Annotated in this window: 13 protein-coding genes; 7 read left to right on the forward strand and 6 right to left on the reverse strand. The window is 73.0% G+C overall.

Features of this window, described 5'->3' with window-relative positions:
• Positions 1 to 129: 129 nt before the first annotated feature.
• On the reverse strand, positions 130 to 1,365 hold the full coding sequence (locus LCH29_RS30575) for a hypothetical protein (protein WP_446464940.1): 1,236 nt from the start codon (positions 1,363 to 1,365) through the stop codon (positions 130 to 132).
• A 114-nt stretch (positions 1,366 to 1,479) separates the two neighbouring features.
• On the opposite strand from LCH29_RS30575, the gene LCH29_RS30580 reads away from it, so the two are divergent.
• Entirely contained in the window at positions 1,480 to 4,314 is a 2,835-nt protein-coding gene (locus LCH29_RS30580; RefSeq protein ID WP_446464941.1) for a helicase-associated domain-containing protein, read from the forward strand.
• Between the two features lie 86 nt (positions 4,315 to 4,400).
• On the opposite strand, the gene LCH29_RS30585 is transcribed toward LCH29_RS30580, so the two are convergent.
• Positions 4,401 to 4,931 (reverse strand): VanZ family protein, encoded by a 531-nt coding sequence (locus LCH29_RS30585; protein WP_446464942.1) that lies wholly within the window; start codon positions 4,929 to 4,931, stop codon positions 4,401 to 4,403.
• On the opposite strand from LCH29_RS30585, the gene LCH29_RS30590 reads away from it, so the two are divergent.
• The 3 genes from LCH29_RS30590 to LCH29_RS30600 all read left to right on the forward strand — a co-directional run bounded on the left by LCH29_RS30590 (position 4,921) and on the right by LCH29_RS30600 (position 9,368).
• A complete protein-coding gene (locus LCH29_RS30590) occupies positions 4,921 to 5,349 on the forward strand; it encodes a hypothetical protein (RefSeq protein WP_446464943.1) in 429 nt (142 codons plus the stop codon). The two genes, LCH29_RS30585 and LCH29_RS30590, sit on opposite strands and share 11 nt — an antisense overlap.
• A 59-nt stretch (positions 5,350 to 5,408) precedes the next feature.
• A complete protein-coding gene (locus tag LCH29_RS30595) occupies positions 5,409 to 7,058 on the forward strand; it encodes a DNA repair helicase XPB (RefSeq protein WP_123101649.1) in 1,650 nt (549 codons plus the stop codon).
• Between the two features lie 216 nt (positions 7,059 to 7,274).
• Positions 7,275 to 9,368 carry a HelD family protein gene (locus tag LCH29_RS30600; protein WP_446464944.1) on the forward strand — a complete coding sequence of 698 codons (2,094 nt, stop codon included), beginning with the start codon at positions 7,275 to 7,277 and terminating at the stop codon, positions 9,366 to 9,368.
• A 358-nt stretch (positions 9,369 to 9,726) separates the two neighbouring features.
• Here the strand turns inward: LCH29_RS30600 and LCH29_RS30605 are convergent, their stop codons facing one another.
• A complete protein-coding gene (locus LCH29_RS30605) occupies positions 9,727 to 10,455 on the reverse strand; it encodes a copper homeostasis protein CutC (RefSeq protein WP_446464945.1) in 729 nt (242 codons plus the stop codon).
• Between the two features lie 58 nt (positions 10,456 to 10,513).
• On the opposite strand from LCH29_RS30605, the gene LCH29_RS30610 reads away from it, so the two are divergent.
• On the forward strand, positions 10,514 to 11,170 hold the full coding sequence (locus LCH29_RS30610) for an HD domain-containing protein (RefSeq protein WP_446464946.1): 657 nt from the start codon (positions 10,514 to 10,516) through the stop codon (positions 11,168 to 11,170).
• A gap of 175 nt (positions 11,171 to 11,345) precedes the next feature.
• On the opposite strand, the gene LCH29_RS30615 is transcribed toward LCH29_RS30610, so the two are convergent.
• Positions 11,346 to 11,924: a TetR/AcrR family transcriptional regulator gene (locus tag LCH29_RS30615; protein WP_446464947.1), complete on the reverse strand. Its 579-nt coding sequence runs from the start codon at positions 11,922 to 11,924 to the stop codon at positions 11,346 to 11,348.
• 93 nt (positions 11,925 to 12,017) lie between these two features.
• On the opposite strand from LCH29_RS30615, the gene LCH29_RS30620 reads away from it, so the two are divergent.
• Both LCH29_RS30620 and LCH29_RS30625 read left to right on the forward strand, forming a co-directional pair.
• Positions 12,018 to 12,464, forward strand: a complete 447-nt coding sequence (locus LCH29_RS30620) for an anthrone oxygenase family protein (protein WP_446464948.1) — start codon at positions 12,018 to 12,020, stop codon at positions 12,462 to 12,464.
• Between the two features lie 87 nt (positions 12,465 to 12,551).
• Entirely contained in the window at positions 12,552 to 12,977 is a 426-nt protein-coding gene (locus LCH29_RS30625; protein ID WP_446464949.1) for a DUF4267 domain-containing protein, read from the forward strand.
• 91 nt (positions 12,978 to 13,068) lie between these two features.
• Here LCH29_RS30625 and LCH29_RS30630 read toward each other — a convergent pair whose 3' ends face one another.
• Together LCH29_RS30630 and LCH29_RS30635 are read right to left on the reverse strand one after the other, a co-directional pair.
• On the reverse strand, positions 13,069 to 13,293 hold the full coding sequence (locus LCH29_RS30630; RefSeq protein ID WP_446464950.1) for a DUF397 domain-containing protein: 225 nt from the start codon (positions 13,291 to 13,293) through the stop codon (positions 13,069 to 13,071).
• Positions 13,290 to 14,120: a helix-turn-helix domain-containing protein gene (locus tag LCH29_RS30635; RefSeq protein ID WP_446465005.1), complete on the reverse strand. Its 831-nt coding sequence runs from the start codon at positions 14,118 to 14,120 to the stop codon at positions 13,290 to 13,292. Before LCH29_RS30635 ends, LCH29_RS30630 begins: the two co-directional genes overlap by 4 nt.
• Positions 14,121 to 14,269 lie beyond the last annotated feature (149 nt).

Here is a 14,269-nt window from a genome sequence, read left to right on the forward strand (position 1 = left end):
AGCGGTAGCTGGGGGAGCGACGAGCGCGGGGCCGCGAGGTGCCGCCCGCCGCGGCAGCGGCTGATGTCACCGCGGCGTCGGGAGCCCGGCATGATCGGCGAGACACCCCCTAGCGGTTGGGCCGAGGGGTCAGCCGCGGCGGCGGGCCCGCCACACCAGGAAGAGCACCGTGGCGACGGCCGCGCCGCGCACGACCACCGGCCAGGTCTCGGTGAGCACGTCCTTCATCCCGTTCTCCGGGATCGGAGCGCCCCACTTGCCGTTGGTCCGGCCCCACAGCCAGACCATCGCCCCGGCCGCCACCAGGCCGGGCATGCCCAGCACCGCCCACTTCGCCTCGGCGCGGGAGAGCTTGCCGGTGGCGTACGTGAGCACCCAGCCGAAGGCGAGCACGACGATGTTGCCCATCACGGCGCCCGCGACGAGCAGCGCGATCGAGAGCAGCAGCACCGGGCTGAGCCCCGCCGCCCAACCGGCCCGGGCGCCCGCCTTGCCGGCGCCGCCCTCCGCGTCGGCGGACTTCCCAGGGCCCAGCAGGGCGCGGCGCACCAGGCCGCGCCGACGCGTCTTCTTCCCCGCGGCCTCCGCCTCGGCGGCCTCGGCTGCTTCGGCCTCGGCCGCCTCCTCCGCCGCCCGCTTCTCGGCCTCCCGCTTCTCCCGCTCTTCCTGCTGCTCCTGCTCGATGGTCTTGCCGTTGCCGAGCAGTTCGGGCAGCTCGATGCCGCCGACGAAGCCCTCGACGAAGCCGAACTGGCCGTCCCGGTGCTCGGGCTGGGCGAACGGGCTGGGCTCCACGTGCCACCAGTCGGGATTGGACTCGCGGGGGCCCAACTCGTCCTGACCCGCCAGATGGGGCCCGGACCGACGGCGGGGGGCCTCGGGCGCTTCGGGCGCCTCGGGGGTCACGGGCATGTGCTTGGCGAGGGAGACGGGGGTGTCATCGCTCCCCGTACCGTTCGGTCCGTTCGGTCCGTTCGGCTCGCGTGGTGAGGGCACCTTGTTGCTGAGTCCGGTGCGTTCGGCGAGCCCGGCCAGCTTGTCGCGGGCCGCGCGCGCCGCGCCCGACGTACGCGTACCTCCGCCGTTGCCCCCGCCCGGGGTACCGTCGCCGCCCGGGGCGGCGTCCCCGGCGGGCGCCCGGCCACCCGCCGCGGCGACCACCTCGGCGGGCGTGCCCAGCTTGGCCAGAATCCGCTTCACCCCGGCCGCGCTGTCCGTACCGCCCGTCGACCGCCGGTGGTCGATGTCGGCCCGCAGCCCGGAGACCAGCCGCATCCGTTCACCGGACGGCAGGCCCTGCTGCTGAGCCAGGTCCCCGACACGGCTCAGATAGTCGTAGACGAGCTTTTCGCTCTCGATCCCCACCAAGACCCCTGAGAATGCGCATGGTCGGCGTGTCAGACGGCACCGACGGTACCGTGCGGAGGCTGGATTGCGCCGCACCCCCGGCGTCCACCACCCCCGGGTACTGTGGATCGAATGAGCAGCTCGCGTAATCGGGAGGCATGCGTGACCGCAGGGACCGGCCCAGACGCCAGCGGCCGCGCGGCGCCCCGCACGCTGGCCGAAGAGCTGCGCACGCGCCCCGACGAGGCGCTCGCCGCCCTGCTGCGCGCCCGCCCCGACCTGCTGTCCCCCGTCCCGGGCGACCTGACCCAGCTCGCCACCCGGGCGGGCACCCGCGCCTCGGTCGTCCGGGCGGTGGAGCGGCTCGATCGCTTCGCCCTCCAGACCGCCGAGGCGCTGGCGGTCGCGCCGGACCCGTGCCCGTACGAGACGTTGAGCGCCCTGATGACGGGGGACGTCCCCGCCGCCGGCCGGGGCGCCGACGCCGCCGCGCTCCGCGACCGGGTCGCCGCCGAGCTGCCGCGCGCCGTCGCCACGCTGCGCACGCAGGCGCTGGTCTGGGGCGGGGACGACCGGCTGCGGCTCGTCCGTACCGCGCGGGAGCTGCTCGCGCCCTCGCCCACCTCGCCGTCGCCGACCGGGCTCGGGCCCACCCTGCACGAGGCCACGGCGGGGATGTCGCCGGGGCGTCTCCAGGAGCTGCTGGCGGCGGCCGGGCTGCCGGCCACCCACGATCCGGTGACGGCCGTCGCCGGGTTGACCGAGCTGTTCGACGACCGCGACCGGATGGCGGCCCTGCTCGCCGGGGCGCCCGACGGCGCGGCCGCCGTGCTCGCCAGGCTGACCTGGGGCCCGCCGTACGGGGAGGTGTCCGTCGCCTCCCCCACCCCGCCCGTCGCCTGGCTGCTGGACCGCGGTCTGCTGCTGCCGTCCGGGCCGCGGAACGTCGTCCTCCCCCGCGAGGTCGCCCTGCATCTGCGCGGCGGCCGCGCCCACCGCGCGCCCGAGCCGGTGGCGCCGCCGCTGGCGTCCGCCGCGCGGCACGATCCACAGGCTGTGGACAAAGCGGCGGCGGGGCAGGCGTTCACCGCGCTGGCCACCGTCGAGGAGCTGCTGGGCGAATGGGAGAGCGCCGGGCCCCCGGTGCTGCGAGCGGGCGGGCTCAGCGTGCGCGACCTCAAGCGGACCGCCGTCGCGCTCGACGTCTCCGAGCCGGTGGCCGCCTTCTGGATCGAGCTGGCGTACGCGGCCGGGCTGCTGGCCTCCGACGGCGAGACCGACGAACGGTACGCGCCCACCCCCGCCTACGACGACTGGCTGCGGCTGCCCGCCCAGGAACGCTGGGCCGCGCTCGCCACCGCCTGGCTCGCCGCGACCCGTACGCCGGGCCTGATCGGCGGCCGCGACACCAAGGGCCGCACGCTCTCCGCCCTCGGCGCCGACCTGGACCGCTCCCCGGCCCCCGAGGTCCGCCGCCGGGTCCTCGAACTCCTCGCCGCCCTCCCGCCCGGCGCCGCCCCCGACCCCGACGCGCTGCTGGCCCGCCTGCGGTGGGAGCGCCCGGCCCACCGAGGCCCGCTGGGCGCGGCGGGTGCCGCGGGCCCCGCGGGCGCGGGGGCCAAGGGCCCCGGAGCCGCGGGGGCCAAGGGCCCCGGAGCCGCGGGCGCCAGGGGTGGAGCGACGACGGGCGCTGCGGGGGCCGGTGGAACGTGGGCCTCCGGGGTTACGGGAGGGGTTACGGGAGGGGTTACGGGAGCCGTCGGAACCGGAGCCACGGGGCCGACCACCCCCTCCGCCACCACCAGGGACGACCTCCGGTCACGGCTGGCACGCTGGACCCTCGGCGAGGCCGAAATGCTCGGCATCACCGGCCGCGCCGCGCTCTCGGCCCACGGCCGCGCCCTCCTGGGCCCGGCGGCCGAGGCCCCCCAGGCACCGCCCGCGGCAGCCGAGGCCCTCACCACCGCGCCTCCCCCCACAGCGCCGGCCGAGGCCGCCGCGCTCGCCGCCGAGGCGGCACGGCTCCTCGCCCCGCTCCTCCCCGAGCCCCTCGACCACGTACTCCTCCAGGCCGACCTGACCGCCGTCGCCCCCGGCCCGCTGGAGCGGCCGCTCGCCGACGCGCTCGGCATCCTCGCCGAGGTCGAGTCCAAGGGCGGCGCGACCGTCTACCGGTTCACCCCCGCCTCCGTACGCCGCGCGCTCGACGCCGGACAGGCCGCCGACGACCTGCACACCTTCCTCGCCGCGCACTCCCGCACCCCGGTGCCGCAGCCCCTCACGTACCTGATCGACGACGTCGCCCGTAAGCACGGCCACCTCCGCATCGGCGCGGCCTCCGCCTATCTGCGCTGCGACGACGAGACCCTGCTCGCCGAGATCCTCGCCGACCGCCGCTCCGCGGGCCTGCGCCTGCGGCGTCTCGCCCCCACCGTGCTGGCCGCCCAGGCACCGCCGGACGCGCTGCTGGAGGGGTTGCGCGCCATGGGGTACGCCCCGGCCGCCGAATCCGCCGAGGGCGACGTCCTGGTCACCCGCGCCGAGGCCCAGCGCACCCCGCCCCGTACACCGCCCGCCCCGGTCCCGGACGGTCCGCCCGTCCCCGACACCACCCTGCTGGGCGCCGCGGTACGCGCCATCCGCGCCGGTGACCTCGCCGCGACCGCGCCCCACAAGCCCCCGGCCGCCACCGGCGGAGCCACCGCCACCGAGGCCGCCACCGGCGCCCGTCTCCCCCGCACCACCTCCGCCGACACCCTCGCGACCGTGCAGGCCGCGGCCCTCACCGGTTCCGCCGTCTGGATCGGCTACGTCAACGCGGACGGCGCCGCCAGCCAGCGCGTCATCGCCCCGGTCCGCGTCGAGGGCGGCTACGTCACCGCGTACGACCACACCGCCGACGAGGTCCGCACGTACCCCCTCCACCGCATCACGGGCGTCGCGGAACTGGCCGACGAGCCGGGTTGAGCGGACGTTCCGGGTTGAGCGGACGTTCCGGGTTGAGCGGACGTTCCGGGTTGAGCGGACGTTCCGGGTTGAGCGGACGTTCCGGGTTAAGCGGACGTGCGCCGCCGCTGCCACCAGTGATGGCGGCGCGGGTGGAGGGCGTGACCGAGGCGGCGGCCGATCAGGACGTAGCCGAGCAGCGCGCCCGAGGTGTTCAGGATGACGTCATCGATGTCGAAGGCCCGGCCCTCGACGATCGCGCCCTGCGCGATCTCGACCAGCACCATCACCAGCGACGTCACCAGCACCACCCGCACCGCGCCCCGCGCCTTCGGCACGAGCATCGGCAGCAGTACGCCGAAGGGCGCGCCGAGCAGCACATTGCCGCCGATCTGCTTCACCGTGTCCCGGATGGCGGGCTGGTCGAGGTAGGCGCGCAGCGAATCGCCCGGGCGCAGATTGGTGTGCACGAGATCGCTGGACCCCGGCTGCGGCACGAGCGTGGCCTTGGCCAGCGCCGCCGCGAACCCGACCATGCAGGCGAACGCCAGCAGCATCACCAGCACCCGCCCGGCGCGGGAGCCCAGGGAATCGCGCTGGAGGGGCGGGGAGTCAGGGGCAGCCGCCTTGGCGGCCACCGCCTTGGCCGCCTTCCGCGCCGTACCGGGCGGCTTCTTCTTCGCGGCCGCCGACTTCGCGCCCGCCTTCGCGCCCGCCGACTTCGCGCCCGCCGTCCTCGCCGACGCCCCGGCCGCCTTCCCCTTCGACCCGCTCGTCGCGCTCTTCGTACCCTTTGCGCTCTTCGTCGGCGCACTCTTCGTACTCTTCGTAGTCTTCGTGCTCTTCGTGCCCTTCGTAGTCTTCGCGCCCTTCACCGGCGCGCTCCTCGCCGACCCGCTCTTCGTCGGCGTCCTCTTCAACGTCCGCCGGATCTCCCACCCAGCGATGCTGACCACAGGGACCTACCTCCCGCCTCGTTCCGGCCCTCCTAGTGACCCCGCTTGCCCCTCGCCGTGCGGAGTATCCCTGTGGCCCTCCGCCCTGCCCGGCCGATGAGGGACACTGGGTCTTTGGCCCCCGGCGACACGGCCCCCGGCAACGAAAGGACTCGGCGCGTGAACGGACCGCTCATCGTCCAGAGCGACAAGACGCTCCTGCTCGAGGTCGACCACGAGCAGGCGGAAGCGTGCCGCCGCGCCATCGCGCCGTTCGCCGAGCTGGAGCGTGCGCCGGAGCACATCCACACCTACCGGGTGACCCCGCTCGGCCTGTGGAACGCGCGCGCCGCCGGACATGACGCCGAGCAGGTCGTGGACGCGCTCGTGGCGTTCTCCCGCTACCCCGTACCGCACGCCCTGCTCGTCGACGTCGCCGAGACGATGGCCCGCTACGGGCGGCTGCGCCTCCTCAAGCACCCCACGCACGGTCTGGTCCTGGAGACCAGCGATCGTCCCGTGCTGGAGGAGATCCTGCGGTCGAAGCGGATCCAGCCGCTGGTCGGGGCCCGTATCGACCCGGACACCGTGGTCGTCCACCCCTCCGAGCGCGGCCAGATCAAGCAGACGCTGCTCAAGCTGGGCTGGCCCGCCGAGGACCTGGCCGGTTACGTGGACGGCGAGGCGCACGCCATCGACCTGCACGAGGACGGCTGGGCGCTGCGCCCGTACCAGAAGCACGCCGTCGAGGGGTTCTGGCACGGCGGCTCGGGCGTCGTCGTCCTGCCCTGCGGCGCCGGGAAGACGCTGGTCGGGGCGGGTGCGATGGCCACCGCCAAGTCGACCACGCTGATCCTGGTCACCAACACCGTCTCGGCCCGCCAGTGGAAGCACGAGCTGGTGCGCCGCACCTCCCTCACCGAGGAGGAGATCGGCGAGTACAGCGGTACCCGCAAGGAGATCCGCCCGATCACCATCGCCACGTACCAGGTGCTCACCACCAAGCGGAAGGGCATCTACCCGCACCTGGAGCTGTTCGACTCCCGCGACTGGGGCCTGATCATCTACGACGAGGTGCATCTGCTGCCCGCGCCGGTCTTCAAGTTCACGGCCGACCTCCAGGCGCGCCGCCGCCTCGGCCTGACCGCCACGCTCGTACGGGAGGACGGCCGCGAGTCCGACGTCTTCTCGCTCATCGGCCCCAAGCGCTTCGACGCGCCCTGGAAGGAGATCGAGGCGCAGGGCTACATCGCGCCCGCCGACTGCGTCGAGGTCCGCGTCAACCTCACCGAGACCGAGCGGCTGGCGTACGCGACCGCCGAGACCGAGGAGAAGTACCGCTACTGCGCCACCACCGCCTCCAAGCAGCGGATCACCGAGGCGCTGGTGGCCAAGCACAAGGGGCAGCAGACGCTGGTCATCGGCCAGTACATCGACCAGCTGGACGAGCTGGGCGAGCACCTGGACGCACCCGTCATCAAGGGCGAGACGACGAACGCGCAGCGCGAGAAGCTGTTCGACGCCTTCCGGGAGGGCGAGCTGTCCGTCCTCGTCGTCTCGAAGGTCGCCAACTTCTCCATCGACCTCCCCGAGGCCACCGTCGCCATCCAGGTCTCCGGCACCTTCGGCTCCCGCCAGGAGGAGGCCCAGCGGCTCGGCCGGGTGCTGCGGCCGAAGGCCGACGGCCACCCGGCGGTCTTCTACTCGGTCGTCGCGCGCGACACCATCGACCAGGACTTCGCGGCGCACCGCCAGCGGTTCCTGGCCGAGCAGGGGTACGCGTACCGGATCGTGGACGCGAGCGCGCTGCTCGCGGACGAGGACGTCTGACGCCGACCTGGTTCCGTCAGGGGCCGGGAGGGCCCAACTCCGCCTGAACCGGGTGTAAACCGAAGCCGACGTAAATCATTCGCGGCCCGTCCACGCCGTGGCTACAATCCCCCGTCTTGCCGCCTCCCGCTCGGGAGAGCCGTCGGCCGGACGGAAACCGGCTGGCATCTCGTACGTACCGCAACTCTGCTTCGTGTACCCGCCGGAGGCTACGCCGTGCCCTCGCACGCCCTTGACCAGCCAGAACCCTTGAACGACCCGCTGTCAGACCCCCTCGCTCGGGAGCGATCCCACCTCGCCGCCTCCCGCGCCGCCCTGCGCGCCATGCGCGCCGACGTGGAGGCCCTCGACCTCCGGGACGTCGCAGCCAACTGGGTCAACGCCGAAGCCCTGCACCACCAGGTCAGCGAGCGCATCAAGGCCCTCGCCGACCTCTCCCACACCCCGCTCTTCTTCGGCCGCCTCGACTATCTGCACGCGCCGGGCGCGGAGGCGGCGGAGGGGGCCGAGGGCGAGTCGTTCTACATCGGCCGCCGCCATGTGCACGACGGCGACGGCGACCCCATGGTCATCGACTGGCGCGCCCCCGTCTCGCAGCCCTTCTACCAGGCGTCCAAGAAGGCGCCCATGGACGTCGGGCTGCGCCGCCGCTTCGGCTACACCGGCGGCGAACTGACCGCCTACGAGGACGAAAAGCTCTCCGACCCCACCGAGGCGGAACAGACCAGCAAGCTGCTCCAGTCCGAGATCGAGCGGCCGCGCGTCGGCCCCATGCGGGACATCGTCGCGACCATCCAGCCCGAACAGGACGAGATCGTCCGCGCCGGAATCGGCGGCACCGTCTGCGTCCAGGGCGCGCCGGGCACCGGGAAGACGGCCGTCGGCCTGCACCGGGTCGCGTACCTCCTCTACGCCCACCGCGAGCGGCTGGCCCGTTCCGGCACCCTCGTCATCGGCCCGAACCGCTCCTTCCTCCACTACATCGAGCAAGTCCTGCCCGCGCTGGGCGAGTTGCAGGTCGCCCAGGCCACCGTCGAGGACCTGGTCGCGCGCCCCGACACGGGCGTCGAGGTGCGCGGCGCCGACTCCGCCGACGTGGCCCGCGTCAAGGGCGACGCCCGTATGGCCGAGGTGCTGCGCCGGGCCCTGCGCTCGCACGTCACCCCGCCCACCGAGGCGTGCGTCGTGGTCCGCGGCTCGCGCCGCTGGCGGGTACCGGCGTACGAGATCGAGGAGACCGTGCGGGAACTGCTGGCCCGCGACATCCGCTACGGCGCGGCCCGCGACGCCCTCCCGCAGCGCATCGCGCACGCCGTGCTCGTCCGCATGGAGCAGGCGGGCGAGGCCCCCGACGACCGCGTCCAGGACGCGGTGGCCCGCAACCCCGCCGTGAAGGCCGCCGTCAAGGCCATCTGGCCGCCCGTCGACCCCGCCAAACTCGTGCTGCGGCTGCTCTCCGACGCCGACTTCCTGGCCGCCCACGCGGACGGCATCCTCACCGCCGACGAGCAGAAGACCCTCCTGTGGGCCAAGCCGCCGCGCAGCGTGAAGTCCGCGAAGTGGTCCCCGCCGGACGCGGTGCTCATCGACGAGGCCGCCGACCTCATCGAACGCACCCATTCCCTCGGCCATGTGGTTCTCGACGAGGCGCAGGACCTGTCCCCCATGCAGTACCGCGCCGTCGGCCGCCGCTGCACCACCGGCTCCGCCACCATCCTCGGCGACCTGGCCCAGGGCACCACCCCCTGGGCGACGTCCAGTTGGGACGAGGCCCTCACCCACCTGGGCAAACCCGGCTCCACCGTCGAGGAGCTGACCCAGGGTTTCCGGGTGCCGCGCGAGGCGATCGCGTACGCGTCGCGGCTGCTGCCCGCCATCGCGCCCGGCCTGTCGGAGGCCACCTCGATCCGCGAGGCGGCGGGCGACTTCGCCGTACGGGCCGTCGACCCGGCCGACCTGGACGCGGCGGTCATCACGGCCTGCCACGAAGTCCTGTCCCACGAGGGCTCGATCGGCCTGATCGCGGCCGACGCCCGCATCCCCGCCCTGTCCGCCGCCCTCGGCGCGGCGGGCCTGACCCACCTCTCCCCCGGCGAGGAGACCAGTCCCGAGGCGAGGCTGGCCCTGGTGCCCGCGACGCTGGCGAAGGGTCTGGAGTACGACTACGTGGTCCTGGACGAACCGGCCGCCGTGGTCGACGGCGAACCCGACGAACGCACGGGCCTGCGCCGCCTGTACGTGGCCCTGACCCGAGCCGTCTCGGGCCTGACGGTGGTGCACGCGGCCCCGCTGCCGGAGCGTCTGGCGTAGCCCTGCGGGTGGGTGGGGTGTGCGTGGTGGGTGCGGGTGCCGGGGCCTCCGGGGCGGGGCCGTGGACCGTCTATTTACGGCGCCGCAGCTCGGAAGCGTGAAGTGACCGTTCGCCCAGCAGCAGACGCCACGCGAGGGCGGATACGCCCCCGGCGCAGCCCAGGCCCGGCGGGGACACCGGGCCCAGAACCGCCGTCCCCGCCCGCGACCCGGCGGCGGGCACCAAGCGGAGGTGGGCCCCTCACCACCCGCCACCAACCACAGCCCGGCGGCGGGCAACGGGCAGGGGCGGGGGCAGCCTCTGCCCCCATGCTCCAAAGACCTGAGCCCCCGGAAACCGGCAGCCTCGAACCCCGCCTCAGCCCACCGGCACCGGCGCGTCCAGCGCGAGACGCCACTGCGCGACGGTGGCCGCGTCCACCGAGCCGTGCCATCCGGCGGGCCGGGCCGCGCTGCCGATGTGGAAGGCGGTGACGCCCGCGGCGCGCAGCTCGGGCAGGTGGTCGAGGCGAAGGCCTCCGCCGACCATGATCCGCGCCTCGTACCCCGGCGCCCCGGCACGGGCGGCCTCGACCCGGAGGGTCGGCAGCCCATGGTCGATGCCATGCGCCGAACCGGCGGTGAGGTAGGTGTCCAGGCCGGGAAGCCCGGCCAGCTGCCGACGGAGCACGTCGCGGTCGGCGGCGCGGTCGATGGCCCGGTGGAAGGTCCAGCGGCTCTCGTCCACGCCCGGCCCGGCGCCGATGACCTCGATCAGCGCGGCGATGGCGGCCAGATCGGCCAGACCATCGGCGGCGAGGAAGCCGAGCACGAACTCGTCCGCCCCCTCCGCGTGCAGCGCGGCGGCCCTACGGCACAGCGCGTCGACGGCCGCGGCGTCCCCCGCCGCGAACCCATCGGACGCACGGAGCATCACCCGCACCGGCAGATCCACCGCGGAACGGACGGCGGCGAAGGTCTCCCGCGAGGGCGTCAGCCCATCCGCGGCCATGTCGGTGACCAGCTCAAGTCGGTCCGCCCCTCCGGCCTCGGCCGCGATCGCGTCCTCCGGGTGGAGGGCGATAACCTCGAGAATTGGTCTAGACATGCTGCATAGCTTGCCACACCCCCCACCCGCCGCAACCCGCACCCCGGAGAATGGGCCCATGTCCGACCACCCCGCGCTCCTCACCCGCTGGGCGCTCCTCCTCAACAGCGCCCGCGACACCACCACCCCCGACCCGGACCCCTACGGCCGCGACCTCCTCTCCCGCTGGGCCGAACCCCAGCGCCGCTACCACACCACCGACCACCTGATCGCCGTGCTGGACCGGGTCGACGAGCTGCTGGAACACACCGAGGCCCCCGACCCCGACGCGATCCGCCTCGCCGCCTGGTTCCACGACGCCGTCTACCTCCCCGACCGCTCGACCAACGAGGAACGCAGCGCCCGCCTCGCCGAACGCGCCCTCCCGGAAGCGGGCGTCCCGGAGGCGCGCGTGGCCGAGACGGCCCGCCTCGTCCGCCTCACCACCGGCCACGATCCCGCCGAGGGCGACACCAACGGCGAAGTCCTCTGCGACGCCGACCTCGCGGTGCTGGCGGGCTCGCCCGAGGCCTACAGCGCGTACGCGGCGGCGGTCCGCGAGGAGTACGGCTTCGTCCCGGACGACACCTTCCGCGAGGGCCGCGCGAACGTCCTCCGCCACCTCTTGGGCCTGCCCTGCCTGTTCCGCACCCCGATCGGCCACGACCGCTGGGAGCCGACGGCCCGCCGCAACATGACCACGGAGCTGGAGCTGCTGGGCTCCGCGTCATCATGAGGCACGCTCGGATCCTGCCGGAAGCGCGGTCGACGGTCGGCCGATCGTCTTCTGCGTCGATGACGTCGACCGTGCGCTGATCTGCAAGCGACGCTTCCGCCGAACCGGCTGAGCGCACTGGCGAAGAGCGGGCTGGGCCCGAGGACTCCGACTGCGTGCCCGCCGGGACGGTGCGTCAGATCACGGCGAGCCGGTCCACCAGCAGCTCCGTCCTCCACTCGGCGTACTCCGGCGGCAGCCGTCCCGCCCGGGCCAGGGTCGCAAGGCCATGCAGGGCCGCCCAGAACACCTCGGTGAACACCCCCGGGTGGACGCCGTCCCCGGCAACCTCGCCGAGACTCTCCAGCAGGGCGGCGAAGGCGTCCTTCAACGGCTCCGGAGTGTCCTCCTTCGCGAACACCAGGCCGCCGTCGAGCAGGAACATGGCGTCGTAGACCGCCGGGTGGGACTCGGCGAAGTCGAGGTAGGCGCGGGCGAGGGCGGCGACCCGCTCGCGCGGTCCGTCCGCGGCGGAGGCCGCGGCCCGCACGGCCGCGGCCATCTCGGTGGCGCCCTCCAGGGCGACGGCGCCGATGATCTCCCGTTTGCCGCGGAAGTGGCTGTAGAGGACGGGCTGGCTGTACTCGATGCGCTCGGCAAGCCGACGCGTGGTGACCGCGTCCCAGCCCTGCTGCTCGGCGAGTTCGCGGGCCGTCGCCACGATGAGGCGTTCGCGCTCCGCCCGTTCGCGCTCCTTGCGTTCCTGTACCGACATGCCCCGACTCTAGCATCGCTAGACAGACGAGCGGCAGCAGGTCTAGTGTTGCCTCACTATCTAGCAGCGCTAGACCCCGGGAGGGTCATCGTCATGCTCACTGCACTTGAGGTCATCACCACAGTGGTCTTCGGCGTGATGGTGGGGGTGGAGTTCTCCGTCGCCTTCGTCATCAACCCGATCCTCAGCGCCCTCCCCGAGGACAGTGGCCAACTCGGCCGCGCCCACGGGGGCCGGATGCTCGGCGCCGTGATGCCGGTCTGGTACATCGGCTCGCTCGTCCTCGTCACGGTCTGGGCCATCGCCGGACGGCACCACGACGGCGTCGGCCTCGTCGTCACCGCCGGCGCGCTGCTGATCCTCAGCGTGATCATGTCGCTTCTGCTACTCGTCCCGATCAACAACCGGAGCAAGACGTGGACCCCCGAGAATCGGCCCGCCGACTGGAAGCAGCAGTCGAACCGCTGGGACCGCTTCCACTACGTCCGCGTCGCCGTCATCATCGCCGCCTTCACCCTGCTCGTCGCCGCCCTCGCCTGAGCCCGCGGGTCGACATCGCGCCGGTGGCGCCCAAGCCCCACTCCACGAACCTCACCAAGCTGACGAAGACTCGCAAGGAGAAGAACAATGTCGCTGAAGAAGATCAACACCTTCCTGGCCGCCGCCTTCATCCTCTTCATCCTCTGGTTCGGGGCGGAGTTCATCCTGAGCCCGGAGACGACGGCACCGGGCTTCGGCCTGCCGAGCTGGCCGTCCGGCGACGGCGACGGCTTCCTGATCATCAAGGGAATCCGCGACGTCGTCTTAGCCCTGGTCCTGGGCATCCTGCTGGTGACGGGCCATCGCCGGGCGCTGGGCTGGGCGCTGCTGGTGGAGGCCCTCGCCGCGTACGGCGACATGGCCACCGTGCTGGCCCACCACGGCTCCGTGGCCACCGCGCTCGGCGTCCACGGTCTGACCGCGACACTGATGGTGGTCAACGGCCTGCTGATAATGCGCGAGACCCGCAAGGTCACGGCCGCTCCGGCAACGCCCGCCCCGCAGCCCGCCTAACGCCACCTTGGCGCGCATCGGTATGCGCCTGTCAGCGCCTGCCGGGAAAGGCGAGGCGCACGCTTCGGCCCCGCTCCACCAGCGGCAGGGGTCAGACCGCGGGGAACTCGCCGCGTACGAGGGCGGAGACGAACGACGACCACCCCTCCGCCGGGAAGCTCAGCGCCGGGCCGTGCGGGTTCTTGGAGTCGCGGACCGGGATGGTGCCGTGGGTCTGGGCGAAGGTGCGGGAGAACTCCACGCACTGGCCGCCGTTGGCGCCACTGTAGGAAGACTTGACCCACTCGGCAGCGGTGAGATCCAAGTCGGCACTCATGTGCGGTACTCCTTCGCCAGAGTCTTGATCAGGGCCGTTGATCGATCCGGGGACAGCGCACTTGCCCTGAGCAGATCATAGTCATCCAGGGCGGCAGCGACCGTCTGAGGAGAATCGTGCATTCTTCCTCCTACCCGGGTCTCGGTATAGAGCACCGTGGGCGAGTCCGGGAAGCGCAGCACGGTGAAGGGCTCCGGGGAGGAAGTCGGAACGCCTGCCGAGAACGGCAGGACCTGAAGCGTGACATGAGGTGACGCGGCAGCCGTCAGCAGATACTCAAGCTGCCCGCTCATGACCTCGGCACCGCCGACGGCCGTTCGCAGGCACGCCTCGTTCAGGATGGCCCAGAGGTACGGCGGAGCCTCCTGCTCGAACACCTCACGCCGACTCAGTCGCGTGGCGACCTTGCCGTCGATCACCTCGGCTTCTTCCTGCGAAAAGTACGCGCGGAAGATGGCCTCCGCGTAGTCCTTCGTCTGAAGGATGCCGATCACGACGTTCGCCGAGTAGTCCAACACCCGCGACGCCTTGCGCTCCAGGTTGAGATACGGGGTGAACCACGAGGGATGGTCGCCCTCGTCGATCCTCCGGAGCATGTCCGCGAACAGATGGCCCGTGCCGAACGCGGTGTCGCAGCCCTTCGCGAACTTGTCGCTGGGCCTGGGCAGGAGCTTCCCGGCCTCCACCCTGCTGACGTACGCCTCCGAGTAACCGGCGGCCTGGCCCAGACGCTTCTGCGTGAGCTTGCGGGCGAGACGGACCTGTTTGACGTCACGGCCGAAGCGCTGGAGCGGATTCAAGTTCGCGGATGGGGTCGTCTCGTCCAATGCCATGACCTCTCGCTATGTGATCGTGGCCAGCATCGCGGCAGGTCACCCACTTGCACGCTGCCCCTCAAGGCGTCTCATTCTATTGGCTGTCGCGTTCCCCTGGTGACCAATTGACTACATACGGTGCCCACCCAGGGCGTCCGGGG

The sequence above is a fragment of the Streptomyces sp. BRA346 genome (assembly GCF_052851135.1).